General features: G+C 71.5%; 25 protein-coding genes. 23 read left to right on the forward strand and 2 right to left on the reverse strand.

All coding sequences use genetic code 11. The features are described 5' to 3' along the window. The first annotated feature begins 5 nt into the window (after positions 1 to 5). From AB0B57_RS20230 to AB0B57_RS20275, 10 genes are all read left to right on the forward strand, one after another. Complete coding sequence (locus tag AB0B57_RS20230; RefSeq protein WP_357071673.1) at positions 6 to 809, forward strand: ABC transporter permease; 804 nt, start codon at positions 6 to 8, stop codon at positions 807 to 809. Next, complete coding sequence (locus AB0B57_RS20235) at positions 806 to 1,591, forward strand: ABC transporter permease (protein WP_357071676.1); 786 nt, start codon at positions 806 to 808, stop codon at positions 1,589 to 1,591. The genes AB0B57_RS20230 and AB0B57_RS20235 overlap by 4 nt, the downstream gene beginning before the upstream one ends. A gap of 278 nt (positions 1,592 to 1,869) precedes the next feature. Next, complete coding sequence (locus AB0B57_RS20240; protein ID WP_357072214.1) at positions 1,870 to 2,679, forward strand: G5 domain-containing protein; 810 nt, start codon at positions 1,870 to 1,872, stop codon at positions 2,677 to 2,679. A gap of 350 nt (positions 2,680 to 3,029) precedes the next feature. Beyond that, positions 3,030 to 3,785 carry a DUF559 domain-containing protein gene (locus AB0B57_RS20245; protein ID WP_357071679.1) on the forward strand — a complete coding sequence of 252 codons (756 nt, stop codon included), beginning with the start codon at positions 3,030 to 3,032 and terminating at the stop codon, positions 3,783 to 3,785. Positions 3,786 to 4,183: 398 nt separating this feature from the next. Beyond that, positions 4,184 to 4,849, forward strand: coding sequence for a response regulator transcription factor (locus AB0B57_RS20250; RefSeq protein ID WP_357071682.1), 666 nt, complete (start codon positions 4,184 to 4,186; stop codon positions 4,847 to 4,849). After that, entirely contained in the window at positions 4,846 to 5,910 is a 1,065-nt protein-coding gene (locus AB0B57_RS20255; RefSeq protein WP_357071685.1) for a HAMP domain-containing sensor histidine kinase, read from the forward strand. Before AB0B57_RS20250 ends, AB0B57_RS20255 begins: the two co-directional genes overlap by 4 nt. Positions 5,911 to 5,981: 71 nt before the next feature. After that, positions 5,982 to 6,995 (forward strand): pyridoxal-phosphate dependent enzyme, encoded by a 1,014-nt coding sequence (locus AB0B57_RS20260; RefSeq protein WP_357071688.1) that lies wholly within the window; start codon positions 5,982 to 5,984, stop codon positions 6,993 to 6,995. Next, positions 6,992 to 8,122, forward strand: coding sequence for a D-alanine--D-alanine ligase family protein (locus tag AB0B57_RS20265; protein ID WP_357071691.1), 1,131 nt, complete (start codon positions 6,992 to 6,994; stop codon positions 8,120 to 8,122). Before AB0B57_RS20260 ends, AB0B57_RS20265 begins: the two co-directional genes overlap by 4 nt. Continuing rightward, positions 8,119 to 8,796 carry a M15 family metallopeptidase gene (locus tag AB0B57_RS20270; RefSeq protein WP_357071694.1) on the forward strand — a complete coding sequence of 226 codons (678 nt, stop codon included), beginning with the start codon at positions 8,119 to 8,121 and terminating at the stop codon, positions 8,794 to 8,796. The genes AB0B57_RS20265 and AB0B57_RS20270 overlap by 4 nt, the downstream gene beginning before the upstream one ends. Before the next feature lie 57 nt (positions 8,797 to 8,853). Further along, on the forward strand, positions 8,854 to 9,528 hold the full coding sequence (locus AB0B57_RS20275; RefSeq protein ID WP_357071697.1) for a hypothetical protein: 675 nt from the start codon (positions 8,854 to 8,856) through the stop codon (positions 9,526 to 9,528). 10 nt (positions 9,529 to 9,538) lie between these two features. Here the strand turns inward: AB0B57_RS20275 and AB0B57_RS20280 are convergent, their stop codons facing one another. After that, positions 9,539 to 10,780 carry an SUKH-3 domain-containing protein gene (locus tag AB0B57_RS20280; protein ID WP_357071700.1) on the reverse strand — a complete coding sequence of 414 codons (1,242 nt, stop codon included), beginning with the start codon at positions 10,778 to 10,780 and terminating at the stop codon, positions 9,539 to 9,541. A gap of 79 nt (positions 10,781 to 10,859) precedes the next feature. Between AB0B57_RS20280 and AB0B57_RS20285 the strand changes: the two genes are divergently transcribed. From AB0B57_RS20285 to ahcY, 13 genes are all read left to right on the forward strand, one after another. Continuing rightward, complete coding sequence (locus AB0B57_RS20285) at positions 10,860 to 11,282, forward strand: YbaB/EbfC family nucleoid-associated protein (protein WP_357071703.1); 423 nt, start codon at positions 10,860 to 10,862, stop codon at positions 11,280 to 11,282. Continuing rightward, positions 11,279 to 11,611 (forward strand): hypothetical protein, encoded by a 333-nt coding sequence (locus AB0B57_RS20290; RefSeq protein WP_357071706.1) that lies wholly within the window; start codon positions 11,279 to 11,281, stop codon positions 11,609 to 11,611. The genes AB0B57_RS20285 and AB0B57_RS20290 overlap by 4 nt, the downstream gene beginning before the upstream one ends. 15 nt (positions 11,612 to 11,626) lie before the next feature. Next, positions 11,627 to 15,796: a toxin glutamine deamidase domain-containing protein gene (locus AB0B57_RS20295; RefSeq protein ID WP_357071709.1), complete on the forward strand. Its 4,170-nt coding sequence runs from the start codon at positions 11,627 to 11,629 to the stop codon at positions 15,794 to 15,796. Then, a complete protein-coding gene (locus AB0B57_RS20300) occupies positions 15,768 to 16,055 on the forward strand; it encodes a hypothetical protein (RefSeq protein WP_357071712.1) in 288 nt (95 codons plus the stop codon). Before AB0B57_RS20295 ends, AB0B57_RS20300 begins: the two co-directional genes overlap by 29 nt. A gap of 315 nt (positions 16,056 to 16,370) precedes the next feature. Continuing rightward, positions 16,371 to 16,619 (forward strand): hypothetical protein, encoded by a 249-nt coding sequence (locus tag AB0B57_RS20305; protein WP_357071715.1) that lies wholly within the window; start codon positions 16,371 to 16,373, stop codon positions 16,617 to 16,619. A gap of 227 nt (positions 16,620 to 16,846) precedes the next feature. After that, positions 16,847 to 17,533, forward strand: a complete 687-nt coding sequence (locus AB0B57_RS20310; RefSeq protein ID WP_357072217.1) for an endonuclease V — start codon at positions 16,847 to 16,849, stop codon at positions 17,531 to 17,533. A gap of 340 nt (positions 17,534 to 17,873) precedes the next feature. Beyond that, a complete protein-coding gene (locus AB0B57_RS20315; RefSeq protein ID WP_357071718.1) occupies positions 17,874 to 18,926 on the forward strand; it encodes a hypothetical protein in 1,053 nt (350 codons plus the stop codon). 69 nt (positions 18,927 to 18,995) lie between these two features. Next, positions 18,996 to 20,381: a phosphomannomutase/phosphoglucomutase gene (locus AB0B57_RS20320; RefSeq protein WP_357071721.1), complete on the forward strand. Its 1,386-nt coding sequence runs from the start codon at positions 18,996 to 18,998 to the stop codon at positions 20,379 to 20,381. A 94-nt stretch (positions 20,382 to 20,475) separates the two neighbouring features. Next, positions 20,476 to 20,661 carry a Trm112 family protein gene (locus tag AB0B57_RS20325; protein ID WP_091394023.1) on the forward strand — a complete coding sequence of 62 codons (186 nt, stop codon included), beginning with the start codon at positions 20,476 to 20,478 and terminating at the stop codon, positions 20,659 to 20,661. Next, complete coding sequence (locus tag AB0B57_RS20330) at positions 20,658 to 21,854, forward strand: SIS domain-containing protein (RefSeq protein ID WP_357071724.1); 1,197 nt, start codon at positions 20,658 to 20,660, stop codon at positions 21,852 to 21,854. Before AB0B57_RS20325 ends, AB0B57_RS20330 begins: the two co-directional genes overlap by 4 nt. A gap of 147 nt (positions 21,855 to 22,001) precedes the next feature. Further along, entirely contained in the window at positions 22,002 to 23,003 is a 1,002-nt protein-coding gene (locus AB0B57_RS20335) for a cation diffusion facilitator family transporter (RefSeq protein ID WP_357071727.1), read from the forward strand. A gap of 3 nt (positions 23,004 to 23,006) precedes the next feature. Continuing rightward, positions 23,007 to 24,170 carry a mannose-6-phosphate isomerase, class I gene (manA, locus tag AB0B57_RS20340; RefSeq protein WP_357071730.1) on the forward strand — a complete coding sequence of 388 codons (1,164 nt, stop codon included), beginning with the start codon at positions 23,007 to 23,009 and terminating at the stop codon, positions 24,168 to 24,170. Positions 24,171 to 24,452: 282 nt separating this feature from the next. Beyond that, complete coding sequence (gene ahcY / locus AB0B57_RS20345; RefSeq protein WP_357071733.1) at positions 24,453 to 25,952, forward strand: adenosylhomocysteinase; 1,500 nt, start codon at positions 24,453 to 24,455, stop codon at positions 25,950 to 25,952. 94 nt (positions 25,953 to 26,046) lie between these two features. Here ahcY and AB0B57_RS20350 read toward each other — a convergent pair whose 3' ends face one another. After that, on the reverse strand, positions 26,047 to 26,205 hold the full coding sequence (locus AB0B57_RS20350; protein WP_357071736.1) for a hypothetical protein: 159 nt from the start codon (positions 26,203 to 26,205) through the stop codon (positions 26,047 to 26,049). Positions 26,206 to 26,326: the final 121 nt, after the last annotated feature.

Consider the following 26,326-nt stretch of genomic DNA (forward strand, 5'->3'; position numbering starts at 1 on the left):
CTGCTGTGGCCTGGCTGTTCGTCTTTTTCGGGGTGCCGCTGGCGCAGCTCGCGGCGGCCAGCCTGTACGACCCCGACGGCTCGCTGTCCACCGGCTACGCGATGAGCTGGGCGGTCGGCAACTACCCGGACGTGCTGCGGGCGTACTGGCCGCAGTTTCTGCGCTCGTTCGGCTACGCCGGGCTGGCCCTGGTGCTGGCGCTGCTGCTGGGCTACCCGCTGGCGTACGCGATCGCGCGGAAGGCCGGGCGGTGGAAGAACCTGCTGCTGGTCTGCGTGGTCGCGCCGATGTTCACCAGTTTCCTGGTCCGCACGTTGGCGTGGAAGACGATCCTGTCGGACAACGGCGCGCTCGTCGGCCTGCTGCGCGACGTGCACCTGCTCGCACCGGACGGCCGGCTGCTGGCCACGCCGTTCGCGGTGGTGCTCGGCCTGACGTACAACTTCCTGCCGTTTCTGGTGCTGCCGCTGTACGCGAGCCTGGAGCGGCTCGACCACCGGTTGCTGGAGGCGGCCGGCGACCTGTACGCGAGCGGGGCGCAGACGTTCCGCCGGGTGACCCTGCCGTTGTCCCGGCCCGGCCTGGTCGCCGGCATGCTGCTGTTCTTCATCCCGGCCAGCGGCGACTACATCAACGCCGAACTGCTCGGCACCCCCAACGAGTACATGATCGGCAACGTGATCGACTCGGCGTTCCTGGTCCGGCTGGACTACCCGCAGGGCGCCGCGCTGTCGTTCCTGCTGCTGGCGGCGATCCTCGCGGTGGTCTTCGGTCACCTGCGCGGGGCCGGCACGGGGGAGGTGCCGTGAGGATCACCCGTTGGCTGGTCGACCGCTGGGTGCTGATCGTGGCGCTGCTGGTGCTCGGCTACCTGGCGCTGCCGATCCTGGTGGTGGCCGGGCTGTCCTTCAACCGGCCGTCGAGTCGACTGTCGTACGACTTCAACGAGTTCACCCTGGACAACTGGCGACAGCCCTGCGCCACCTCGGACATGTGTGACGCGGTGCTGCGCAGCGTACGGATCGGTTTCCTCGCCACGGTGATCGCCACCGTGCTGGGCACCCTGCTGGCGTTCGCGCTGGTCCGGCACCGCCCGCGCGGCCGGTCCGGCATCAACATGCTGATCTTCCTGTCGATGGCTGCCCCGGAACTGGTGATGGGCACGTCGCTGCTGGCGCTCTTCGTGGCGGCGGGGGTGCCACAGGGCTTCTGGACCGTCGTGATCGCACACGTGACGTTCTGCGTGTCGTTCGTGGTGGTCACCGTGAAGGCACGGCTGGGCGGAATGGACCGGCGGCTGGAGGAGGCCGCCATGGACCTCTACGCCAACGAGTGGCAGACCTTCCGGAGGATCACCCTGCCGCTGGTGCTGCCCGGCATCGTGGCCGCCGCGCTGCTGGCCTTCTCGCTGAGTTTCGACGACTTCATCGTCACGAACTTCAACGCCGGCACCACAGTCACGTTCCCGATGTACGTCTGGGGCGCCGCCCAGCGTGGCATCCCCCCACAGGTGAACGTCATCAGCACGGCGATGTTCGCGATCGCGCTGCTGCTGGCCGCCCTCACCTCGCTCCGCTCTCGCCGCCGCTGACCCGGTGCGCTGACGGCATCTCGACACAACCTTCGTCGACCTCGGCCGTCGCCTGTAGGACCCTGCAGATGAGTCCGGTACGTGGAGGTTTGCATCTCCTGATGGCAGGTGCAGCCGCACGATCGGCCCCGTCGGGCCCGACACCAAGGTCGCCGCAGTTGTCGGTTGGTCGCCGGAGGGCCGCCCACCGATCGTCCATGGACAGCGAATGGCGCGGGTGATCGTCACGACGGCGGATATTGCAGCGAGTATTTGAGACGACACTCATCGCCGTGACGATGCAACCACCGCAGAACCCTGGGCCGCACCCGCCGCCGTTCGCCCCGGCGCCCCGACCGGACTGGTTCCGCCGGGCCAGCCCGGGCCGTCGAGTGGCCGTGATCCTCGGCTCGGTAGCCCTCTCGTTCCTGCTGCTCTGTTGCACCGGGAGTGCCATCGTCGGCGCGCTGACCGACGAAACGAAGCGCACCCGTACCGGCACCTCTGCCGAGGAGCCGCAGCAACCCATCGTGGTGGCATCCGCCGAGCCGACCGAGGCGCAGGTCGCGTCGCCGATCGCCGACCCGTCTGCCACGCCTGTCCCGCCCGGTACTGCGACTCCGTCCGGAGTGGCGCGACCGTCTGGTGCGGGACCTTCGTCTGGTGCGGCGCCCTCGTCCGGTGCGGTGCCCTCGCCGGTGGTGCGGGTGAAGACTGTCACCGAGCTGAGCGTGATCAGGCACGGTGCGCAGACCATCAAGGATTCATCGCTGGCCGAGGGCAAGCGGGTGGTCCGCACCAAGGGTGTGGACGGCGTGCGAACGCTGACCTACCAGGTGACCACCACGGACGGGGTTCAGACGGGCCGGAAGCTGGTCAAGTCCACAGTTACGAAGCAGCCGGTAACCGAGGTCGTCGCTGTCGGAACCAAGAAGCCACAGTCGTCGAATTGCGACCCGAACTACAGCGGCTGCGTCCCGATCGCCAGCGACGTCGACTGCGCCGGCGGCAGCGGAAACGGCCCGGCCTACGTCAGCGGGCCCATCCGGGTGGTCGGCAACGACATCTACGACCTGGACCGCGACGGCGACGGCACCGCCTGCGACTAACCCACCCCCCGCCCCCGACGCTGAGCGGCGTCGTCCGCCCCTGAGCGGCGTCGATCATGGAGTTGTGGTGGCCGGGAAGCGCAGGTTCGAGGCTTCTGTCCGGCACCACAACTCCATGATCGGCCGAGGTGGCGGACTGGTGCGCATAGCACCGTGGGAGGTACTTCGGGGGTTGTGCACAGGGCCTGTAGTTATCCACAGGTTGCTCAGTTGGGGTCGAGGGTTGGCGACCTGTTGGTGCAGATTCCTGCGGCATGGCAGAGCGTTCGTATCGATACTCGGAGTTACTTTCCGCCGGTTTTAGCCGGGAGCAAGTGCGTAGGCTGGCCGAGCGGTCCCGCCTGCACCGGATGTCTCGCGGCATCTACGCGCCGTCGGCCGATCAGGCTGGACGCCTACCAGCGATCTTCCGACGGCTACCCGCCACTGCCGTCGTCGGCTTCCACACCGGCGCACAACTGCATGGCTTCGGCGACGCTCGCACAACCGACGTGCACGTGCTCGTGCCGGCAGGGGAGAACGTCCCGCGTATCCGGGGCGTCGTCACCCACGAGGCGGTACTGCCGGTGCGCGACCCGGTGCTGCTGGCCGGGGTGCCCTGTGCGCCCGCCTCCAGGTGCGCGGTGGACCTGGCCCGGTCCCTGCACCGGATGGCAGTGATGCCGCTGCTGGACCTTTGTCTCCGCGTAGGTGCCTGCCAGCCCGAGGAGCTTCGGGCCGAGGTCGATCGGCACAGGCGTTTGCGTGGAGTCTGTCAGGCGCGTGATCTCGTGCCCCGTGCCGATCCCCGGGCAGAGTGCCGGCAGGAGAGCCAACTCCGGCTGGTACTCATGGACGGCGGCCTGCCGCCGCCGGAGCCGCAGCTTTGGGTCCCAGACAGAAACGGGATACCGCTCTACCGCCTCGACCTTGGTTACCGGCAACACCGCGTCGGTGTCGAGTACGACGGTTCGTCCCACCTGGACCGCGTCCGACTCCGGCACGATCGCTCTCGAATGAACTGGCTCGCCGCCAATGGCTGGCAAATGCGCCACTTCACCGACCTGGACCTCTACCGTCGCCCCGCCCACATCATCAAAACCCTGATCCCGCTCCTAGCCCCCTAGCCAAACCCAACACGAGCGACTCACGCCCCCGTCCCCCTGTCGATCATGCAGTTGTGGTGCCTCTCAAAGGGTGCAATAGGGGGCCCAACGCCCACCACAACTCCATGATCGACGGGGCGGGGGGCGGGGGGCGGGGGGCGGGGGGCGGGGGGCGGGGGCGGGACGGGGCGGGGTGTGGGTGGGGGTGTGGTGGAGGTCACGTTGGTTTTGGCGGGGTGGTTTTGGGGGCGGATTGGGTGGAGGGCTTGTGGTGGGGACGAAACCGGCAGGGTCTGGCTTGCGCTGGTTTGCCCGTTGGACATGCGCGTGGAGGATGGCTGCGACGGGTGCTTACAGAACCCTTAACCCCGGCCTGCCACGGTATGCCGGGTAGAGGGGAACTCGGGGGAGCGGACGACGTGCGGGTGCTGGTGGCGGACGACGAGCGGTTGTTGGCGGATACGGTGGCCGAAGGGCTGCGCCGCCTGTCGATGGCCGTCGACGTCTGCTACGACGGCGACGGTGCGCTGGAGCGGATCGGGGTGAACCGGTACGACGTCGCCGTGCTGGACCGGGACATGCCCGGGCACACCGGCGACGAGGTGTGCCGCCGCATCGCCGACTCGCAGGTCGGCACCCGGGTGCTGCTGCTCACCGCGGCGGCCGGCATTCGGGACCGGGTGGAGGGTCTTGGTCTCGGTGCGGACGACTACCTGACCAAGCCGTTCGCCTTCGCCGAGTTGGTGGCCCGGGTGCAGGCGCTCGGTCGACGGTCCACCCCGGCGTTGCCGCCGGTGCTCGCCCGGGACGGCCTGACGCTGGACGTGGGCCGGCACGTGGCGACGCGGGACGGCCGTCCGCTCGCCCTGAGCCCGAAGGAGTTCGCCGTGCTGCACGTGCTGCTGCGGGCCGACGGGAAGGTGGTCAGCGCCGAGGAGTTGCTGGAGCAGGCCTGGGACGAGTTCGCCGACCCGTTCACCAACGCGGTACGGGTCACCGTGATGACCCTGCGCAAGAAGCTCGGCGATCCCGCGGTCATCCACACGGTTCCGAAGGCCGGCTACCGGATCGGCGGTACGCCGTGACCTGGACGCCCCGACGTCGGGTGCTGCTGGTGGGCCTGCTGGCTCTGCTGGCCGGGCCACTGCTGCCGACGCTGGGCAAATGGCTGGCCGCGATGACCTGGACCTGGGGGCAGCAGTTCTGCGCCGTGCCCGTGCCAGGGCTCAGCGGCGCGTGTGCCGAGGCGCGTTCCGGGGCGTTCGTGCTGCCCCTGGTTGCCGTGCTGGTCGTGAGCGTGGCGGTCCTGGTGGCGCTCTGGTTCGGCGCGGTGTGGTGCCTGCGCCCGGTCCGTGACCTGGCGGGGCCGATCGGGCACCTCGGCCCGCAGAATCTGGGTCACCGGATCCGACCCCGGGGGCGCGACGAGTTGGCCCAGTTGTCCCGGTCGATCGACGAGATGATGGAACGCGTCTCCGCCGGGTACGAGGGGCAGCGACGGTTCGCCGCGAACGCCTCGCACGAGCTGCGTACCCCGCTGGCGGTGCAGCGGACGCTCATCGAGGTCGGCATGGCTCGGGCGCTGTCCGGTGAGCAGCTGGAGCTGTTGACCAGCCAACTGTTGGAGACCAACGAGCGCAACGAGCGGCTGATCGAGGGCCTGCTCGCCCTCAGCGAGAGCGACCAGGGCCTGCGCTCGCGGATACCGCAGCGGCTCGACTCGCTCGTCGAGTCGGTGCTGGCCGGGTACCAGGACCGCGCCCGGGAGGCCGGGGTCACCATCGACACCCATCTCGTACCCCGGGTCGTGGTGGGGGAGCGGGTGCTGTTGGAGCGCCTGGTCAGCAACCTGGTGGAGAACGGGATCAAGTACAACCGGCGGGGTGGCTCGCTGACCGTCGCGGTGAGCGGGGTGCCCGCGCTGTCCGTGGTCAACACCGGGCAGCCCGTGCCGGCCGAGGCGGTGGCCGGTCTCTTCGAGCCGTTCCGCCGGCTCGCCCGGGATCGCACCTCGCACGGCGGCGGCGCGGGCCTCGGTCTGGCCATCGCCCGCTCGATCACCCAGGCGCACGACGGGATCATCGCGGCCCGGCCCGCCGAACACGGGGGCCTACGCGTCGACGTCCAACTACCCAATGTGACCTAGCACCGCACCGTCGTCTACCGGGTCCGCGTACCGCTGGACCCGGCCCGTGGTGTGCCCGAAAGGAAGAACCGATGTCACACACCGTTGCCCAGACCCGGGCCGATGTGCGGGAGGCCGCCCGCTGGCTCGCCGGCCGCGTGGTCCGGACACCCGTGCTGCGGTCCCCGGTGATCGACGAACTGGCCGGGGCGCGAGTCCTGTTCAAGGCGGAGAACCTCCAGGACGGCGGCTCGTACAAGATGCGTGGCGCGCTGCGGGCGGTCGGTCGGCTCGTCGCGGCCGGTCACACCGGGGTGATCGCGCAGAGCACCGGCAACCACGCGGTGGCGGTGGCGTTGGCGGCCCGGCGGCACGGGATCGCGGCGACGGTGGTGCTGCCGGTCGACGCGGCACCGACGAAGGTCGACCGGGCCCGCGCGGCGGGGGCGCGGGTGGTGTTCGCCGGCACCAGCGTGCCGGAGCGGGTGGCGGTGGCCAACGGGCTCAGCGACGAGAGCGGTCACCCCGTGGTCGACGCGTACGACCACCCGGACGTCATCGCCGGGCAGGGCACCGCCAGCCTCGAACTGATCGAGGAGGCCGAGCGCGCCGGCACACCGCTGGACACGCTCGTCGTACCGGTGGGTGGGGGTGGCGGGGTCGCGGGCGGCTGCCTGGCCGCCGCCGGCACGAACATCGAGGTGTACGGCGTGGAACCGGTTGGTTGTGACTCGCTCGCCCGCAGTCTGGCAGCCGGTGAGCGTGTCCCGGTCGCGCCGGTGCCGACGATCGCGGACGGGCTGCGGCCGTCCTGCGTGGGTGAGCTGCCGTTCGCGATCGTGCGCAACGTGCTGCGTGGGGTCGTTCGGGTCGACGACGACGAGATCGGGGCGGCGTTCCGGCTGATCCTGACGGAGCTGAAGGTGCTCGCCGAGCCGTCAGGTGCGGCCGGCCTGGCGGGTGCGCTCCGGCTCGCCCGCCAAGCCGGCCGGCAGCGGACGGTCGGGGTGGTGATGACCGGCGGGAACGTGGAGGCGGCGCTGGTGGCCCGGCTGCTGACGCAACCGGCCGCCGAGGTGGCGGCTGTGGATCAGGTGGCGGCGTGAGCGCGCCGACGCGGATCGGAATCCTGTTCGGTGGGCCGTCGGCGGAGCACGACGTGTCCTGTGCGTCCGCGCTCGGGGTGGCTCGGGCGCTCGGCGGCGGCGGTTACCGCACGCTCGCCATCGGCGTCACCCGCAGCGGCGGACTGCGGCTGATGCCCGACGCGCTGCTGGCCGAGTTGCGCGACCGGCCGGCCGCCGAGCGGGCCATCGACGACCGCCTGCTGGTGACCGGCCCGGCCGTCGAGCTGCGGGCCGGTCCGCGTCCCGGCGTCGTGCAGGTGTACGCGGGTAACGCGCCCGGCGCGGTGCACGCCGAGCTGGACGTGGTCTTCCCGGTGCTGCACGGCCCGTTCGGCGAGGACGGCGTGGTGCAGGGGCTGCTGGAGTCCCTGAACGTGCCGTACGTCGGGTGCGGCATCCTCGCCTCGGCGGTGGGCATGAACAAGGTGGCGATGAAGCGGGCGCTGCGCGCCGAGGGCATCCCCGTCACCCCGTACGTGGCGTTCGACGCGCACACCTACCGGGCGGCCGACGACCCGGAGAAGCTGGTCCTCGGGCTGCGCCGGCCGCTCTTCGTGAAGCCGGCCAGCATGGGTTCCTCGATCGGCATCTCCCGGGTCGGCGAGGGCGACGACCTGGCCGCCGCCGTGGAGGAGGCGCTTCGCCACGATCAGCTCGTCATGGTCGAGCAGGGGGTCACCGGCCGCGAGCTGGAGTGCGCGGTGCTCGGTGGCTGGCGCCCGGAGGCGTCGGCGGTGGGCGAGGTGCGGGTCGACGGCGGTTGGTTCGACTACCAGCAGAAGTACTTCGGTGCCGCGGATCCGATGATCGTCCCCGCCGTGTTGCCGGACGAGGTCACCGCGCGGGTCCGCGAGCTGTCGCTGCGCGCGTTCGCCGCGATCGGCGGTTGGGGCCTGGCCCGGGTCGACTTCTTCTACGACGAGACGACAGGTGAGCTGTACGTCAACGAGTTGAACACCATGCCCGGCTTCACCGCGCACTCGATGTATCCGAAGGTGTGGGCGGCCGTCGGTGTCGGCTACCGCGAGGTGGTGGATCGTCTCGTCGAGTTGGCCCGTACCCGGCATGCGGAACGCACCGCGATCACCACCGGGACCGTCCGATGATCCTGCTCTCCGATCCCCGGGTGGCGGCGGTGCCCAGCGCCGACGACGGCGACCCCCTGCTGGACCTGCGTGAGCTGCCGGAGCTGCGGCTCGACGGCCGCGCGGCCGACCCCGCCGGGGCGTACGCCCGGCTGCGCGCCGCGGTCGTGGACCGCCTGCTGGCCGCGCAGCGTGCCCTGCCGGCCGGGATGCGCCTGCTGGTGGTCGAGGGTTACCGGCCGTACCAGGCCCAGTTGGCCATCTTCACCGGCTACCGGGACGAGCTGCGCCGACGGCACCCGGACTGGTCCCCGCAGCGGCTGCACCGGGAGACCACCAAGTTCGTCTCGCCGGTCGAGGTGGCCCCGCACAGCACCGGCGGGGCGGTCGACCTGACGCTGTGCACCGACGACGGTGTGGAGTTGGACCTCGGCACGGCCATCGACGCGACCCCGGAGGACAGCGCCGACGCCTGTTTCACCAACGCACCCACGATCGGCGCCACCGCCCGACGGCACCGGCAGATCATGGTGGACGCTCTCGGCGGCGCCGGGATGGTGAACTACCCGACCGAGTGGTGGCACTGGTCGTACGGCGACCGCTACTGGGCGTTGATGACCGGGGCGCCGCACACCCGGTACGGGCCGGTGGACCTGGCCGCCGCACGATCGGTGCCCGTACCGGCTGAACGGTAGGCGGTTCCCGTCCGTACCAGGGGGTGCAGGACACCACCGAGGACGGGAGTGACGGCGATGAGGGTGCAGCGCAGGCACGTGCTGGCGGCGAGCGTGGCGGTGCTCGCCGCGGCGGGTGTGGCGGTGGGGACCAACCTCGGTTTCGCCGACACCGCCCCGGCCCGGTCGTCGGTCTGCTCCGGCTCGGTCACCTTCTCGGCGGAGGGTGGTGCGCCCGCGGCGACCAGCGACCGCTTCCCGGTGGGTACGCGGCTGCGAGTGACCAACCTGGACAACAACCGGGCTGCCACGGTGACGGTGACCGGCCCGTCGGGCAGTTGTGTGCTGCTCAACGCGGCGGCCATGGAGTTGGTGCGGGAGCCGGGCAAGAACGTGATCCGCCGCAACGTGGTGGAACGGGTGGACGGGGGCGCGCCGCCGGCCGGGCAGCAGACCGCCGGCACGATCCGCCCCGGCGCGGCGTCCCCCGGAGCGTCGGGCCCGGCCCCCCGCTCGGCCTGCTCCGGCTCGATCACCTTCTTCGCCGAGGGTGGCGCGCCGGCGGCCACCAGCGGCCAGTTCCCGGTGGGTACGCGGCTGCGGGTGACCAACCTGGACAACAACCGGGCGACCACGGTGACGGTGACCGGCCCGTCGGGCAGTTGCGTGCTGCTCAACTCGGCGGCGATGGACCAGATCCGTGAGCCCGGCAAGAACCTGGTCCGCCGCAACACGGTCGAGGTGCTGCGCTGACGCTCCCGCCTCAGTCGGACTGCCAGGTGCCGTCGTCGCGGACCCGGGCGGGGGCGCGGCCGAGCAGCAGCGTGGTCAGCGCCGCGTCGATGGTGTCGCCGAGGAACCACTCGCCGGCCTGGTCGAGGGCGAAGACCCGGCCGCGTTCGTCCACCGCCAGGATGCTGTCCTGTTGTTCGGTGCCGATCGGGAAGAGCCGGACGCCGAGCACCGCCCCGAAGTCCGCGAGTGTGTCGGCGGTGTGCGCGATCAGGTGCGGACGGATGTCGAAACGGGAGATCCACACCTGCTCGCCCCGGCCGCGTCGGGCACCGACCAGGCTGGGAAACGCGGTAAGCGCCTCGACGGCGGCGGGAAAGACCGGGTGCTGGTGGGTCGCCCCCCGCACCGCGGTGACGTCCCGCACGGCCGCGGCGGCCATGATCTGATCGCCGATGTGCGGTCGCCAACCGGCCGCGACCAGCGCGTTGGCGACCTCCGCCGGGAAACGACCCGGATCCGGGTCGGGCTCCGCCGGCGCACGCCAGGTCTCGGTGTACGCCCGGGCGGACTCCGGTAGGACGTTGGCGCGCACCAGGAAGGTGATGCACGAGTCGCAGGGCAACTCCGCGGGGCCGCCCGCGGGATCACCCGGCTCACGGATGCGGAAGATCTCGAACCGGACGCCCTCCAGGAGTGCCGCCGCCTCCGCCCGACCCATCGGCGCGATGCCCTCGGCGGCCCGGCGGTGGTCGTACTCGTGCAGCACGTCGGAGACCACGATCAGCTCGGCGTGGGCTTCGCCCCCGCGGACCAGGTCGCCCGGAGGCAACTGGTCGAGGTAGCTGCGGACCAGCGGATGATGGTTGAGCGGCACATCCGCCTTCGTGCCCTGAGCCGTCCAGATCCGACCTTCGAGGGTCAGGTGTGCGGCGGTGTTCGGTGTGGCGATCCGATTGATCTCCCGGACCAGCAGACTCGACGGGTCGACGGTGCGCGGAGCGGTCGGCCCGGCGGGTCGACTGCGTCGGTACAGGTCCGCGACCACATCGCTCGGCACCCGCGGCCAGGTGGTGACCTTGCCGGTCTGCTTGTCGATGACGGTCGTCGGCAGGTCACCGGGGACCGTGCGCGCCTCGGTGGGCACCACCGACGTGATGACGTAGCCCAGGTCGAACTCGTCGACCATCGCCGTGCACTCGTGGCCGAGGCGCTGCGAGTCGCGGCGGGCCCAGGTGGCCGCGAGTTGCTCTGCCTGTCGTCGGTCGATCACACAACGAAACTACCGGACCACGCGGATCGATGGCGGCCGGTATGGTTTCGCTCTACCGACGGTGACGGGAGGAGCAGCGGTGAGCGATCACGTGGACCGGGGCGCCAATCGCGAGCTACGGGCCCGCTTCGACGACGTGTACGGGCAGTACCAGCAGCTCAGGTCCGGATTGGACAGCCTGCAGACGCGGCTCGCCGAGCTGCGGGTGACCCGACGCTCGGCCGACGGCCAGGTGACGGCCACCGTGGGCGCCCAGGGCCAGCTCATCGACGTCGAGTTGACGCCGGCCGTCTACCGCGAGCGGGACGCCGGGGCGCTCGGCCGGAAGATCACCGAAACGGTCCGCGCCGCCGCGACCGCCGCCGCCGACGCCACCCGCGACCTCGTCGCCGAGACCATGCCGGCCGGCTCCGGGTCGGCGGACTTCCTGCGCACCGGAGACTACGCCGCGCTGCTCGGCCGGGCCGATGCCGTGTTCGGCAGGGGCGCGGGGCAGCCATGACCGACGGGCAGCTCTGGCTCGATCCGTCCCGGGCCCGCCGCGGCGGTGCCGACCTGGCGCTCGCTGGTGAGGCGGTGACGGCCCGTCGAGCCACGGAAGGCGGTGCGATCGAGGCCGCCAGCGGTGCCCGGCCGTGGGGTCGCGACGACATCGGCGCCGCGTTCGAGCGCAACTACCGCGGGTTCGAGCAGACCGTGCTGCGGGCCTGGGCGGGTGTCGGGCACCGGCTCACCGAGCTGGGCGGTGACGTGGTCCACGCCGTCGACGCGAGCGTGCAGACCGACGGGGCGAGCGCGGCCCGGTTCGGTCGGGCCGCCGACAAGCGCTGACGGCCGACGACTGCGATGAGCGTGCTGCCGAGCCCGATTCCGCACCCACTGGACCACGCACCCTGGGACGTGCCGGGCTGGATCTACGAGGCCCTCGACTGGGTCGTCGGTGTGCAGTGGCCGGAGGGTAACGAGCGGGCCGTCTGGGACGTCGCCGACCAGTGGTACGCGGTTGCCGGCGCGCTGTCCGGCCCGTACACCGATGCCGCCGCGGCCGCCGCCGAGGTGCACAGCGGGTACGGCGGTGTCGGCGCGGTCGACGAGGCATTCGAGGCGGCCTGGCGGGGCCTCGCCGAGGGTGTCGACGCCCCGCTGCCCGTGCTGCTCGCGGTCAGCGCCGACCTGGGCCGGCTGGTCGAGGAGTGCGGCTGCGACATCGAGGGCGCCAAACTGGAAGTCTGGATCGAGCTGGGCATCCTGGTCGTCGAGCTGCTCTCGGTGGCGGTGGCGGCGGTGCTCACCGCCGGTGCGGCAACCCCGGCCGCCGGCGCGGCGATCACCGCGACCCGGCTGCTGGTCCAACAGATCTTCAAGCGGCTGGTGGGCCAACTGGCCAGCAAGTCCCTCAAACACGGCCTCAAGGAGGCCGGCGAGCGGGCGGCCAAAGATGTCGCGCGCGGTGGTGTGCGCGGGTTCACCAAGCGGGCCGCCCGAGAAGGGCTGGAGGAGGCCGCCGAGGAGGCCGGGGTCACCCTGGCCACCCAGGCGTACCAAAACTCCACCGGGCGGGCACACGGCCTGGACCTGACCGATCTCGGCGCGTCGGCGGTCGGCGGCCTGGCCGGCGGGGCGGTGGCACCGCTGGCTGGCCTGGGCCGGCACGCGACCGGGCGGGTGGCGCGAGTCGGGGAGCACCTTGGACGGGAGATGACCGGCGAGGTGCTCGCCGAGAGCGCGGCCAGCCTGGCCACCGGTCAGGGCCTGACCTCGGTGGAGGATGTGGCACGCGCGGCCGCCTCCGGGGCCACCGGTTCGGCGACCGGTCAGACCGACCACGCGTTACGCGCCCGGCTCGACGCGCAGGCCAACGCCCTCGCCGGTCCTTTGCCCCATCCCTTGGCTGCCGAGCCTTCGCTCCCTCCCTTGGCGTCGGTTCCCGGCGATCCGCCGGCCTCGGGGGCGTTGGCGTCGGTCGAGGCTTCGGCGGGTACGGCCTATTCGGCAGGGGGTGTGGCCGGAGCAGGTTCGACCGCGCCGACCGCGAGTGCGGCGGGTCCGAGTGGCGTGGTCTCGGCCGCGGGTGTTGCGGCGCAGGCGACGCCTTTCGTCGCCACGTCGCCGCCGGACCACGTGGTGCCGCAAGATGCCGATCTGCCGGGCGTCTCCGCGGCGCAGGCGACGGCACTGCCATCCGCCACCGCCTCCGACGGGCACGTGCCGTCACCACCGCCGACCGGCGCAGTGTCCGACGTGGACGCCGTCGAGCGGTCGTCGCAGCCGATACCGTCGACGGACGGACCCCTCCTGAGAGAGGCCGGCGCCACACCAGCGATCGCGGCCGATCCGACGCTGCCACCAGCGGTCGCCGATCCGAGGCCGTCGCCGGTGGGGGCTGGCGGGGGTTCGTCGGCGGTCGCTCCGGGACTCTCGCCGGTGGTCGCGCCCGGAGTTTCGTCGGCGGTCGCGCCGGGCTCTTCGTCCGTGGTTGCTCCCGGGGTCTCGTCGGCGGTCGCGCCGGGGTTTTCGTCCGTGGCCACTTCGGGGCTCTCGACCGTGGCCGTCCCTTCGGCCGGGACCTTCGGGCCAGCCACCGGCGTTGCGCCGGGTCATCTCGGCAACTCACCGCACGCCGCCACCTCCGGCCCGGCCGCCTGGTCTCCGTCGACCGGCACGGCGACGCCGGTGACCAGTCTCGGCACGGCAATGCCGGCGACCGTTCCCGGCACGGCGACGTCGGCGACCAGCCCCGGCCCGTCAGTGCCGGTCACCTCCACCACCCGGGAGGTGGGGCGACCGCACGGCCCGGTGCGGCAGGTGCGCCCACCCGACCATCCGGCCCGGGGCAGGGCGTCGATCCCCGTCGACGTCGTGGCGTTCGGCGATCCGGTGGCAACCACGACCGACACCATCGACTGGTACGCCGCGCAGTGGGCCGCCGAGGCGGAAGCCGCCGAGCGGCGCCGCTACCAGGGGCACTACGAATCGCAACGGACCGGCTTCGAGCGCAACCGCCGGCAGGCCGAGGCCGCCCGACTGCGCGCCCGGGCCGCCGAGCACGATCGGCGGGCCATCGAGTACGCCACCTACGCCCGACAACTGCACCAGGCCGGGCGCCGGCAGTGGGCCGACGGTTGGCAGCAGGCGGCGAACGACGAGACCCGCGCGTACGCCCAGTGGCGTGACCTGGCCGACGCGGTGCTGGCCGGCACCACCGCGCCGGCGGTCGTGGACATCGGCGACACCACCTTCGAGTACGCCAACCGGGACGTCGGCGCGCTGGCGCTCGGCGCGGTGGAGACCTCCGGTCCGTCCCGGCTCACCGGCGACGACGTACCCCCGCCGATCGACGACTCCCGGCCGTACGGGCGGCCAGGAGGACTGCGGCCACCGCTCGCCCTGCACCAGGTCGACGTCGAACGGCAGATGCCCCGCGAGCCGGACGGCACCGTCATCCGCACCGCCGATCCCCGCCGGGGCGGCTGGTTCCGGCTGCTGAACGACGGAGGTCCCGCGGCCGACGCCACCCGAGGCATCAACTGCCTGGACTGCACGCTGTCGATGTTCGAAACCTGGGTGCACGGGCGGCCACGGGTGTCGGCGCCGCGTACCTTCGACGGCTACCTGGACGGGGACATCCGCCGCCCGATCCGAGGCGAGGCCGGCGGCCCGGGCCGGGTGGAGGACGTGACCGGAGGACGCTTCCAGCAACTCCTCGCCCCGCCGTCCAGTCAACGCCCGTACGCCGAGCAGGAGCGGGAGGCCGCCGAACGGGGCTACCGCAACCTGCACGACCAACTGCTGTTGGGCGGCCACGGCAGTTACGCGTTCCTCGTCACCGAGTGGCCACACGGCGGTTCGCACGCGTGGGTGGCGCTCAACCAAAACGGCACGGTGCTCTACGTGGACCCGCAGAACGGCGTGGTCCGGGACCGGCCGTTGTACCCCGACGTGGTCGGCATCGACGCGCTGGTGCTGAGCGGAGACGGCCGACCAATGCCGCTCGGCGGGCTGCCCCGCGGCCGGTTCAGCGAACGGCCCGACCTGCCGGACCACCCTTCGGTGGACGACGACGGCGGCCACGGTGACCCCTACATCAACCGGATGTACCTGCTGCTGGACGGCCCGGGCTCGGCGAGCGCGGGCGACGGCGCGGCGAATTCTGGCAATTCTAGTCAACCAACTTCCAATCTCGCCCAGCTCACGACCTCGGAGTTGGTGGCGCTGACAGACCTTCGCGAACGCGCCCTGGGTGCCGCTGACCGGGTCGAGGATGCTTTGACTCAAATCGGGCAACGCGTGACCGACACGCTTGGCCTGAGTCATCCGATTCGACTGCGGGACCGCGATTTTCGGGTAAAAGGGCTTGAATCGTTGGCACGGAAGTACCTTGACGAGGGGCGCGTCGCCCAGGTTGACGTCTCTGAGTTCGTACTGAGCGTCAATGACGTATTGAGATTCTGCTTTGAGATACCGTCTGCCGAGCACTACACCCAGGCCGTGGATGTGGTTCTGGCAGACCTGGTTGGAGTCGGGTTCTCAGTGCCGACCTCAACTTGTAAGAACTTTTGGCGCGAGGGTAATAGATTTTACGGCTTGAACTGTACCCTTCGTTTGCCCGACGGGATGCTGGTCGAGTTGCAGCTGCACACCCCGGCATCGCGGGAGGCCTGGCTGGCTACTCACGAAGAGTATGAGGTGGTGCGGCGGCCGTCGAACCGCGCCGAACGACGATTCGAGGCGTTGCTGCGGATGCTTGCCGCGAACCGCGAACGTGGCCTCCCCGATGCCCTGCCAGGCGGGCTTGATATTCGTTTCCCTGCCAAGGATGCCACTTTTGCCAAATGGATTAGTCAGAATATTGACGTTTGGCGCAAGTATGATGCGTGGCTGACCCAGCGCGGGACGAGCCTCCCGCAGGTTGTGCATGACTTTGGGTTAGGGTCTCGGGACTTCCCCGTAGCGCCGGATGTTGCAGAAGAGTTGGAGCGGGAGATTGTTGAGTTACTACGTAATCTACCGGACTGATGAGGAGGAAAGGCCGGTTGGCATCTTCGTCATGGATGCGGGGCCCGGTCACGCCGTTCTTTGGGATCATCGCGCTCGGGCCTGGGTCTATGACCCGGAACTCGTTGTGCGCTTTCTCGATGACTACCGTAATGCGGACCGCTATAAGAACGTCAGCCGCGCCGCGGTTGAGTTAGTGGCCGAGGCTGTCACCGGGGACGGGAAGTTGCCTGACGAGAGTTCATTTCGTGCGATGTTCAGGGATGGGCAGCAACAGTGATCCCTGAGAATGGCTGCGCATCCAGGAGGTCCGGCAGACACTGCCGCACGCCCCGCGGCATCTCGGGAGCAGTCTGGCGGCCCTGGCCGCAGACGACGGTGATCGGGGAGCTGCCCGCGCCTTGCTCGACGAGGCCGGCTGAGCTCGCGACCGGCATCGGCGCGCACGGGGTCACCCGGTGGATCGAGGAGGCCCGCGACGGGTTGGGCCTGCTTTGACGGTGGATCGCCGCCGGGCGCTGGGTTCCCGGCCTGACGGTGGGTCATCGCTGTGGCGCGAAGCTGGGGAGTCGGCCGGGCCGAATAGCATCGACGGATGGCGAGTTCCGACACGCGAAGCGGCAAGTTCAATGTCTGGGCATGGCTGGTTGGCATCCTGTTTGGCCTGGCGATCGGCATCCCCTCGTTCGGCTCGACGGGCGGCGTCGCCTTCGGAGTGGCTCTCGGCATCGTCTCCGCGATCGTCTTCGGCGCGGCCCGAGGGCGAACCGCCGGCGACCCTGTCCAGGGTGCACCGGACGGCAGTGCCAGCGGGGACGGCGCTGATGGCCCCGGCCCAGCGTGATCGACTCGGGTTTGGTGAAGTCGGGGCATCCGGGGCCATGGGATAGCCCGACTCTCATGAAATCGAGTGGATCATGGTGCGCGGCGACCTCGGGGCCGGGCGAGGTGGCAGGGCCGGGCGAGGAGGCAGGGCCGGGCGGCGTGGCGGGGCTTGGCGAGGAGGCAGGGCCGGGCGGCGTGGCAGGGCCGGGCGGGGTGGCGGGGCTTGGCGGGTTGGCGGAGGCGGCCATGGGGCCGGGCGAGGTGGTGGGGCCGGGCAGTGTGGCGGAGGCGGTGGCCGTACAGGAGGAGTTGCGGCCGTTGGTCGACCTGGTCGGGCCGGGGCCGAGCGCGCCGGAGACGGTGGCCGGCCTGGACGTCGCGTACTCCTTGGGTGGTGACCTTCTGGCGGCGGCCGTGACGGTGTTGGATGCCCGGACGTTGGCCGTGGTGGACTCGGCGGTCAGTGTGGGGCGGCCGGCGTTCGGCTATGTGCCGGGGTTGTTCGCCTTCCGTGAGTTACCCGCGTTGCTCGCCGCCCTGGACCGCCTGGCCACGGTCCCCGACCTGCTGGTGTGCGACGGGCACGGGCTGGCGCATCCGCGTCGGTTCGGGCTGGCCTGCCACCTCGGTGTGGTCACCGGGTTGCCCGCGATCGGGGTGGGGAAGACCGCGCTGGTCGGGACGTGGGAGCCGCCGGCCACCGGGCGGGGTGCCTGGTCGCCGCTGCGCGACGGCGGTGATGTCGTCGGCCGGGTGCTACGGACCCAGGACGGGGTGAAGCCGGTCTTCGTCAGCGTCGGGCATCGGATGAGTCTGGAGAACGCGACCGCGCAGGTGCTTGCGCTGGCCCCGCGATTCCGGCTGCCGGAGAGCACCCGCACCGCCGACCGACTCTGCCGCGATGCCCTCTCCCGAGCAGAACACCCGGACTGACGGCCGGCGTGCGCCCGGACTGCCGCGCCGCTGGCGCCCGGACTGCTGCCGCGAGCGCCCGGACTGCCGCGCCGGGGATGATCGACTCGGGTTTGGTGATGTCGGGGCATCCGAGGCCGCCGGATAGCGCGACTTCAATGAAACCGAGTGGATCTCGGCGGGTGAGGAGGTGCTGACGTCGGCTTGCACACCTGTCGAGAACCGCGCCAGGAGCAGGTCGGCGGGTCGGGTCGCAAACCGTAACGCGGCACACATCCGGGCCGCTCTATGACCGGCGGGGTGGGTGGGCCGGTAGTAGCCTGACCCGCGGACCCCACCCGGGGAGAACGGCGAGGTGATCATGACGGTGCGTCGACGCGCGGCACGGCTCGCGGCGGTCTGCGGTCTGGTGGGCGGCCTGGTGATGCTCGGCGCGTCGCCGGCGCTGGCCGACGAGGACTCGGTCCGGGTGGGTGCGGCCAGCAGCTTCGCCGCTGGCGGTTCCGCGCAGGCGGTGAACGTGGCGGTGCGCAAGCGCACCGATGGTTGCGTCCTGCTGCGTACCGTGCTGTTTCTCAACCTTGAGGAGCTCCAGCCGCACCAGTTGAAGGTCGAGGTCAACGCGGGCGGGAGTTGGACCCCGGTGGCCGTCACCGGCGGCGGCGGTGCCGTGGGCACCGCGCAGACGTCACCGTCGAAGCCGACCCTGTGCAAGGGCAAGGGCATCACGGTGCGGTACCGGGTGACGTTCGGTGCCGGTGCCCCGGGTGGCCGGCTCGCCGTTACCGGCGTGGGTGTCAACGCGGCCGGTCAGGAGATCGGCCGGGGCAGCGACGCGGCGAGGGTGACCGGCGCGCGGGTCACCCCGTCGCCGACGCCGTCGAAGAAGGCGACGCCCACCCCGAGCCCGACCGACGTCGCGACAGTCGACGACGCGGCGACTCCGGCGGCGCTGGGGGCCGCGTCCACCGCGCCGGACACCTCGGCTGCCGCGGCGTCATCCGGCATGTCGCCGGTAATGATCTTCGGCATCGTCATGGTGGCGATCGGGTTGCTGCTCATCGTGCTGCTGTTCCGTCGCTCGCGCCAGGACCGCAAACCGTCCGACGAGGCGCCCGGCACGCTGCCGGGCAACCCCGGCGGCACCACCTACCGGGCCGCCGGTGGGCCGCCGGCCGCGCCCGGTCGCCCCGGCCAGGTGTACGGCCAGCAGCCGCCCGCCACCGGTTGGGGTGCCGTGCCGTCCCCGCGCCCCGCCGCCGGCGGGGTCTACGGGGCCCGGCCAGCGGCTGCCGGCGCGCCCCCGGAGGCGACGCAGCCGATGCCGGGAGCACCCGAAACCCGGCAGTTGCCCGGGAATCCGCCTCCCGACGATGGCGGTCACACCGTGATCATGCCCCGGCTCCCCGGCTGAGCGGGGCTCGACCCGGACCCTCCGTTACGCTCAGGCTCGGTGTCTACCTGCGGCCAAGGAGTGGAACACGTGTCTGATCTGTCCCAGATTGTGAAGGCGTACGACGTCCGAGGGACGGTGCCGGACCAGTGGGACGAACGGGCCGCCGAGGCGCTGGGCGCCGCGTTCACCCAACTCCTCAACTCCACCGAGGAGCCGGGCGACGCGGTCGTCGTCGGCTACGACATGCGAGCCACCTCGCCCGGACTGGCCGCCGCGTTCGCCGCCGGCGTGCGGGCCGAGGGGCGCTCGGTGATCGAGATCGGGCTCGCCTCCACCGACCTGCTCTACTTCGCCTCCGGCTCGCTCGACCTGCCGGGGGCGATGTTCACCGCCAGCCACAACCCCGCCCAATACAACGGCATCAAGATGTGCCGTTCCGGTGCCCGGCCGATCGGCCAGGAGAGCGGTCTGGCGGAGATCCGGGAGCGGGCCCAGGCTCTGCTGGACTCGGGCGACGCCCGCCCGGCCGGTGCGCCGGCCCGGCCGGCCGAGCGGCGTGACCTGCTCCCCGACTATGCCGGCTACCTGCGTAAGCTCGTCGACCTCTCGGGCATCCGGCCGTTGAAGGTCGTCGTCGACGCCGGCAACGGGATGGGCGGCTTCACCGTGCCCACCGTGCTGGGCGACGCCGCCCTGTCGCCGCTGCCGCTGGAGATCGTGCCGCTCTACTTCGAGTTGGACGGCACCTTCCCCAATCACGAGGCCAACCCACTGGACCCGGCTAACCTGGTCGACCTCCAGCGCGCGGTGGTGGAGCACGGGGCCGACATCGGGTTGGCCTTCGACGGCGATGCCGACCGGTGCTTCGTGGTGGACGAGCGTGGCGAGCCGGTCTCGCCGTCGGCGATCACCGCCCTCGTCGCCGCACGGGAGCTGGCCAAGCACCCCGGTTCCACAGTGATCCACGGTCTGATCACCTCCAGCGCGGTCGCGGAGATCATCCGTGAGCACGGTGGGAAGCCGGTCGTCGCCCGGGTCGGGCACTCCTTCATCAAGGCGGAGATGGCCCGGACCAACGCCGTCTTCGGCGGTGAGCACTCCGCGCACTACTACTTCCGGGACTTCTGGTTCGCCGACACCGGCATGCTCGCGGCGATGCACACCCTGGCGGCGCTGGGCGAGCAGTCGCTGCCACTGTCCGTGCTGGCCGGCGAGTACGAGCGCTACATCGCCTCCGGCGAGATCAACTCGACGGTCGCCGACCAGGCGGCGGCGGTGGCCGAGGTGCGGGCCGCGTACCCCGACGCGGTGGCCGACGAGATGGACGGGCTCACCCTGCGATTCCCCGACGGCGCCTGGTTCAACCTGCGCGCCTCCAACACGGAGCCGCTGCTGCGGCTCAACGTCGAGGCGCCTACCCAGGATCGGATGGTCTCGCTCCGGGACGACGTGCTCGGCCGCGTTCGCCGATAAGATCGCCTGCGCCGGTCGGCACCGCCGCCGGTCAAGCCGCACACCCGGTCGGCACCGCCGCCGGTCAAGCCGCACACGTGGAAGGAGCCGTGCCATGGCCCTGGATCCGCAGTTGCTCGAGATTCTCGCCTGTCCGGACACGCACCACGCCCCGCTCACCTACGACGCCGAGGCGCAGACGCTTACCTGCACTGAGTGTGGCCGGATCTTCGAGGTCCGCGACGACGTGCCGGTGCTGCTGCTGGACGAGGCGCGCGGCGGCCCGGGGCAGTCGTCATGATCGACGGTACGGCCGGGGTCAGCGGTCGTCGCGACGCCGACGAGGCTCTGCTCGACAACCCGGAGGCGCTGGCCGAGCGCGACCCGGGCGGCATGCTCCGGCACACGGCGTCGGCCGGTGCGCAGGTTCGCGAGAGCGCGGCTCTGGCTGCCGAGGCGAACCTGGCGGTGCTCGCCGACGACGGACGCCCCCGAGCCGTCGTGATCGCCGGCATCGGCACCGCGGGGCGTACCGGGGATGTACTGGCCACGGTCGCCGGGCCGCGCTGTCCGGTCCCGATCATCGGGCACCGCAGCGCCGGGGTGCCCGGTTGGGTGGGCGCGGCGGACGTGGTGATCGCGGTGAGCGCGTCCGGTCGTAGCCCGGAGGCGCTCGGTGCCGCCGAGGCGGCGCACCGGCGCGGTGCCCGGCTGGTCGCCGTGGGTGCCCCCGACTCGCAGTTGCAGTCGATCGCCGAGCAGGCCCGGGCGCCGTTCATCCCGGTGCCCCGCCGTGCCCCGGCCCGCGCCAGCCTCTGGGCGCTCACCGTGCCGGTCCTGCTCGCGGCCCGTTCCCTCGGGCTCGTGAAGGTCAACGAGGCGGACCTGGCGGAGACCGCGGCCCGGCTCGACGCGGACGCGGACCGCTGCCGTTCCGCCGCGGAGTCGTTCGTCAATCCGGCGAAGTCACTGGCCCTGGGCCTGGCCGGCTCGATCCCGATCGTCTGGGGCTCGTCCCCGCTGGCCACCGTGGCCGCCCGCCGGTTCGGTGACACCCTGTCGGCCAACGCCCGCTACCCGGTGGTCACCGGTGCGCTCGGGGAGGCCGGTCGGGGCCGGGTCGGGCTGCTCGACGGCGTCTTCGGCGGCCTGGCCGAGGGCGAGCGGGACATCTTCGCCGATCCGGCGGAGGAGGACGGCGAGGGCACCCGGCTGCGGCTGGTGCTGCTGCGCGACGGCGGGCTCAACGCCGAGGACGACACCGACGAGCCGCTCGCCGTCGAGGAGCGCCGCGCGGATGCGGTGCAGACCCTCGCCGAGCGTCGTGGTGTGCGGTGCGACGTGGTGACCGCCGAGGGTGGCTCCGCGTTGGAGCGGTTGGCCTCGCTGATCGCGGTCCCGGATTTCGCCTCGATCTACCTTGCCCTGGCCCATGGGTTGGACCCGATGGCCGTTCCGGCCATCACCGAGATGAAGGAGCTGTCGAACCAGTGAACGACCGTAGGGGGCGGCGCGGCATGCGCGGACCGGTCAGCTTCGTGACGCGAAGCGGAGCGGTGGCGTGAACGAGCGCAGCGAGCGAACCAGGTGGCTCAGCAGCGGGTTGTCTCAGGTCAGCGCGAAGCGAAGCGGAGCGGTGGCATGAGCGCGAACGGTGGGACGAAGGCGATTGTCGCCGCCCTGCTGGCCAACGTCGGCATCGCCGTCACCAAGTTCATCGCGTTCCTGCTCTCCGGGTCGTCGTCGATGCTGGCCGAGGCGGTCCACTCGGTCGCCGACTCCGGCAACCAGGGCCTGCTGCTGCTCGGCGGCAAGCGGGCGAAGCGGGCGGCCACCCCGGAACACCCGTTCGGGTACGGCCGGGAGCGCTACATCTACGCGTTCATCGTGTCCATCGTGCTGTTCAGCATCGGTGGCCTGTTCGCGCTGTACGAGGCGTACCACAAGTGGCACGACGGGGGCGCCATCGAGTCCTGGCACTGGCTGCCGGTGGTCGTGCTGGTGTCGGCGATCATCATGGAGTCGTTCTCCTTTCGGACCGCCATCAAGGAGTCCAACCACATCCGGGGCAACCAGTCCTGGGTGCGGTTCATCCGCCGCGCCAAGGCGCCGGAGCTGCCGGTCGTGCTCCTGGAGGACTTCGGCGCGCTCGTCGGTCTGGTGTTCGCCCTGTTCGGCGTCAGCATGACGCTGATCACCGGCAACGGTGTGTGGGACGCCGCCGGCACCGCGATGATCGGCATCCTGCTGGTCGTCATCGCCGTGGTGCTGGCCATCGAGACGAAGAGCCTGCTGCTCGGTGAGGGCGCCGAGGCGTCCGAGCTGGCCGCCATCGAGCGAGCCGTCACCGATGGCCCCGAGGTGGAGCGGATCATCCACATGAAGACGCTCTACCTGGGGCCGGAAGAGCTGATGGTGGCCGCGAAGATCGCCGTTCCGCGGTGCGAGAGCGCTCACGACCTGGCCCGCGGCATCAACGCCGTGGAGGCGCGGATCCGCGCCGCGGTGCCGATCGCCCGGGTGATCTACCTGGAGCCGGACGTCTACAGCGCCGCCGCGGCCGAGGCCGGCACCGGTGCGGCCGCCGACACCGCCGTGCCGCAGGACGCGTCGGGCGAGGCGGCCGGGCGGCCCGGGGGCTGACGGGTGGAGCCACTGTACGGACCGATCCGCGACTACGCCTGGGGCTCCCGCTCGGCCATCGCCCTCCTTCAGGGCCGGGTGGTGCCCAGCGCCGGCCCGGAGGCGGAGCTGTGGTTGGGCGCCCACCCGGGTGCCCCGGCCAGTGTGGACCGCGCCGGCCTGCGGGTGAGCCTCTGCGACCTGGTGCGGGACGAGCCGGGGCAGTGGCTCGGCCAGCGGGTGTCGGAGCGGTTCGGCAGCCGACTGCCGTTCCTGCTCAAGGTGCTCGCCGCCGACGCCCCGTTGAGCCTGCAGGCACACCCCGACGCCGAGCAGGCGCGGGCCGGCTACGCGGCGGAGGCGGGGCTTCCCGAGGGGCGGCGCAACTACTCCGACCCGCACCACAAGCCGGAGTTGCTTGTCGCGCTGACCCCGTTCGAGGCACTGTGCGGTTTCCGGGAGCCGGCGGAGTCGGCCGAGGCGCTCGCCGGGTTCGGCGTACCGGAGTTGGCGCCGGTGGTCGCCGCGTTGCGCGCCGGGCCGGTGGGGCTGCGGACGGCGGTGCGGACGCTGCTCGACTGGCCGGTCTCGGAACGCGACGGGTTGCTGGGTTCGGTGGTGGCCGCGTCCGCCGACGGTCCGGACGCGGAGTTGGCCCGCCGGCTGACCAAGGCGTACCCGGCGGACCCGGGCGTGCTGGTGGCGTTGCTGCTGCACCACGTGCGGCTGGTGCCGGGGGAGGCGATCTGGATGCCCGCCGGCAACCTGCACGCCTACCTGAGCGGCTGTGGTGTGGAGATCATGGCGGCCAGCGACAACGTGCTGCGTGGTGGGCTGACCCCGAAGCGGGTGGACGTCGACGAGCTGATGCGGGTGCTGCGCTTCGAGGTGCTGCACGATCCGGTGCGGGCCGCGCGGCCGGTCGGCCCGGGTGTGGACTGGTGGCCCGTGCCGGTGGACGATTTCGCGTTGCACCGGGTGCGGGTCGGCGCGGCGGTGCCCTCGGCCACGCTGCCGTTGCCCGGCCCTCGGGTGGTGCTCTGTGCCGGTGGGTCGATCACCGTGGACGACGGTGCCGGCGCGTTGACGTTGGCGTCCGGCGAGGCGGCGATCGGCACGGCGGCCGGTGAGCCGCTGCGGATCAGTGGCGCCGGCGAGGCGTACGTGGCGACGTCCGGACTGCGGTGATCCCGCACGGACCGTGGACGATACAAGTCCGACTTTTCCCGGAATAGCTTGACGGAACGGTGTCCGAGTGTGACTCTATGAGTACGCAGCGTTATCGCGACGACGGTCCGAGAACGTGCGGGGAACCAAACCGGGGGGATGCACGGGGCGGGCGGGGCATGGGCGGGAAAGTCCGTTCAGCACCGACCGCCCCGTGCGCTGTCTGCGGACCGTCCCCCTATGGCGGTCGACGGCGCGCGTAAGGTGGAAGGTCGGCGCAGACATCGTTCGACAGGAGCTTTCATGACCAGCACCCTCCCGGCGTCCCCCAGCGGCACGCCGTCCGAGGCCCGGCCGAGCACCCTCGCCGAAGGCGACTTCAAGGTGGCGGATCTGTCGCTCGCCGAGTTCGGGCGTAAGGAGATCCAGCTCGCCGAGCACGAGATGCCCGGCCTGATGGCGATTCGCCGAGAGTTCGCCGAGGCGCAGCCGCTGGCCGGCGCGCGGATCACCGGCTCGCTGCACATGACCATTCAGACCGCCGTCCTGATCGAGACGCTGGTCGCCCTCGGCGCACAGGTGCGCTGGGCGTCCTGCAACATCTTCTCCACCCAGGACCACGCCGCCGCGGCGATCGTCGTCGGCCCGAACGGCACCCCCGAGGCCCCGGCCGGCGTCCCGGTGTACGCGTGGAAGGGCGAGACCCTCCCGGAATACTGGTGGTGCACCGAGCAGGTGCTCGCCTGGCCGGACGGGCAGGGCCCGAACATGATCCTCGACGACGGTGGCGACGCCACCCTGCTCGTGCACAAGGGCGCCGAGTTCGAGAAGGCCGGTGCGGTCCCGCCGGTCGAGTCCGCCGACTCCGAGGAGTACGCGGTCATCCTCGAGGTGCTGCACCGCTCGCTCGGCGAGGACAGCCAGCGCTGGACCCGGATCGCCGCCGGCATCAAGGGCGTGACCGAGGAGACCACCACCGGCGTGCACCGCCTCTACGAGATGCACCGGGCGGGCACCCTGCTCTTCCCGGCCATCAACGTCAACGACTCGGTGACCAAGAGCAAGTTCGACAACAAGTACGGCTGCCGGCACTCGCTCATCGACGGCATCAACCGGGCCACCGACGTGCTGATCGGCGGCAAGATGGCCGTCGTGATGGGCTACGGCGACGTGGGCAAGGGCTGCGCCGAGTCGCTGCGCGGCCAGGGCGCCCGGGTCGTGGTGACCGAGGTGGACCCGATCTGCGCGTTGCAGGCCGCGATGGACGGCTACCAGGTCGCCACCCTGGACGACGTGGTCGAGCAGGCGGACATCTTCATCACCGCCACCGGCTGCTTCGACGTCATCACGAACGAGCACATGGCCCGGATGAAGCACCAGGCCATCGTCGGCAACATCGGCCACTTCGACAACGAGATCGACATGGCCGGTCTGGCCAAGCGTTCCGACGTCGAGCGGGTCAACATCAAGCCGCAGGTCGACCTGTGGCGCTTCGCCGACGGGCACGCCATCATCGTGCTGTCCGAGGGTCGCCTGCTCAACCTGGGCAACGCGACCGGGCACCCGAGCTTCGTGATGTCGAACTCGTTCGCCAACCAGACGATCGCCCAGATCGAGCTGTTCACCAAGACCGAGGAATACCCGATCGGCGTCTACGTGCTGCCCAAGCACCTGGACGAGAAGGTGGCCCGGCTGCACCTGGGCGCGCTCGGCGCCAAGCTGAGCACGCTGACCAAGGAGCAGGCCGCGTACCTGGGCATCTCCACCGAGGGCCCGTTCAAGCCGGATCACTACCGCTACTGATCGACGCTCCGCACCGGACCGGGTCGGCTGTTCGCAGCCGGCCCGGTTCGTCGTTTCCGCCCGGCTCGGCGGGCTGCGCCCCGGCTCGGCGGGCTCAGCCCGACCGTCGGTCGCGGCGGGTGGGGCGGAACCACGTCCAGACGCACCAGGCCAGCCAGCCGAGCGACACGATGGCGGCCAGCGCCCGCATGCGCAGCGCGCTGAGCAGCAGAACCACGGCCAGCACCGCCAGCCACGGCAGGAATCCCCTCACGGCGGGGATCCTTCCACACCCGAGGGGTGGCGTCGGTGCTGCCGGCCGGCCGGGCCTGCGGCGCAGGGGTCGAGTGAGCTTGTCGTGTACGACTTGACGAGCCTCCTGGCCAGGGAGCAAG

Source organism: Micromonospora sp. NPDC049101, from assembly GCF_040648675.1.
Lineage (GTDB): Bacteria > Actinomycetota > Actinomycetes > Mycobacteriales > Micromonosporaceae > Micromonospora.

Excerpts from the sequence above, each read along its gene's own strand:
- AB0B57_RS20240 (WP_357072214.1), top strand. The coding sequence starts at position 1,870 with ATGCAACCACCGCAGAACCCTGGGCCGCACCCGCCGCCGTTCGCCCCG.
- AB0B57_RS20245 (WP_357071679.1), top strand. The coding sequence starts at position 3,030 with ATGTCTCGCGGCATCTACGCGCCGTCGGCCGATCAGGCTGGACGCCTA.
- AB0B57_RS20260 (WP_357071688.1), top strand. The coding sequence starts at position 5,982 with ATGTCACACACCGTTGCCCAGACCCGGGCCGATGTGCGGGAGGCCGCC.
- AB0B57_RS20270 (WP_357071694.1), top strand. The coding sequence starts at position 8,119 with ATGATCCTGCTCTCCGATCCCCGGGTGGCGGCGGTGCCCAGCGCCGAC.
- AB0B57_RS20275 (WP_357071697.1), top strand. The coding sequence starts at position 8,854 with ATGAGGGTGCAGCGCAGGCACGTGCTGGCGGCGAGCGTGGCGGTGCTC.
- AB0B57_RS20290 (WP_357071706.1), top strand. The coding sequence starts at position 11,279 with ATGACCGACGGGCAGCTCTGGCTCGATCCGTCCCGGGCCCGCCGCGGC.
- AB0B57_RS20295 (WP_357071709.1), top strand. The coding sequence starts at position 11,627 with ATGAGCGTGCTGCCGAGCCCGATTCCGCACCCACTGGACCACGCACCC.
- AB0B57_RS20305 (WP_357071715.1), top strand. The coding sequence starts at position 16,371 with ATGGCGAGTTCCGACACGCGAAGCGGCAAGTTCAATGTCTGGGCATGG.
- AB0B57_RS20310 (WP_357072217.1), top strand. The coding sequence starts at position 16,847 with ATGGGGCCGGGCGAGGTGGTGGGGCCGGGCAGTGTGGCGGAGGCGGTG.
- AB0B57_RS20315 (WP_357071718.1), top strand. The coding sequence starts at position 17,874 with ATGACGGTGCGTCGACGCGCGGCACGGCTCGCGGCGGTCTGCGGTCTG.
- AB0B57_RS20325 (WP_091394023.1), top strand. The coding sequence starts at position 20,476 with ATGGCCCTGGATCCGCAGTTGCTCGAGATTCTCGCCTGTCCGGACACG.
- AB0B57_RS20330 (WP_357071724.1), top strand. The coding sequence starts at position 20,658 with ATGATCGACGGTACGGCCGGGGTCAGCGGTCGTCGCGACGCCGACGAG.
- AB0B57_RS20335 (WP_357071727.1), top strand. The coding sequence starts at position 22,002 with ATGAGCGCGAACGGTGGGACGAAGGCGATTGTCGCCGCCCTGCTGGCC.
- ahcY (WP_357071733.1), top strand. The coding sequence starts at position 24,453 with ATGACCAGCACCCTCCCGGCGTCCCCCAGCGGCACGCCGTCCGAGGCC.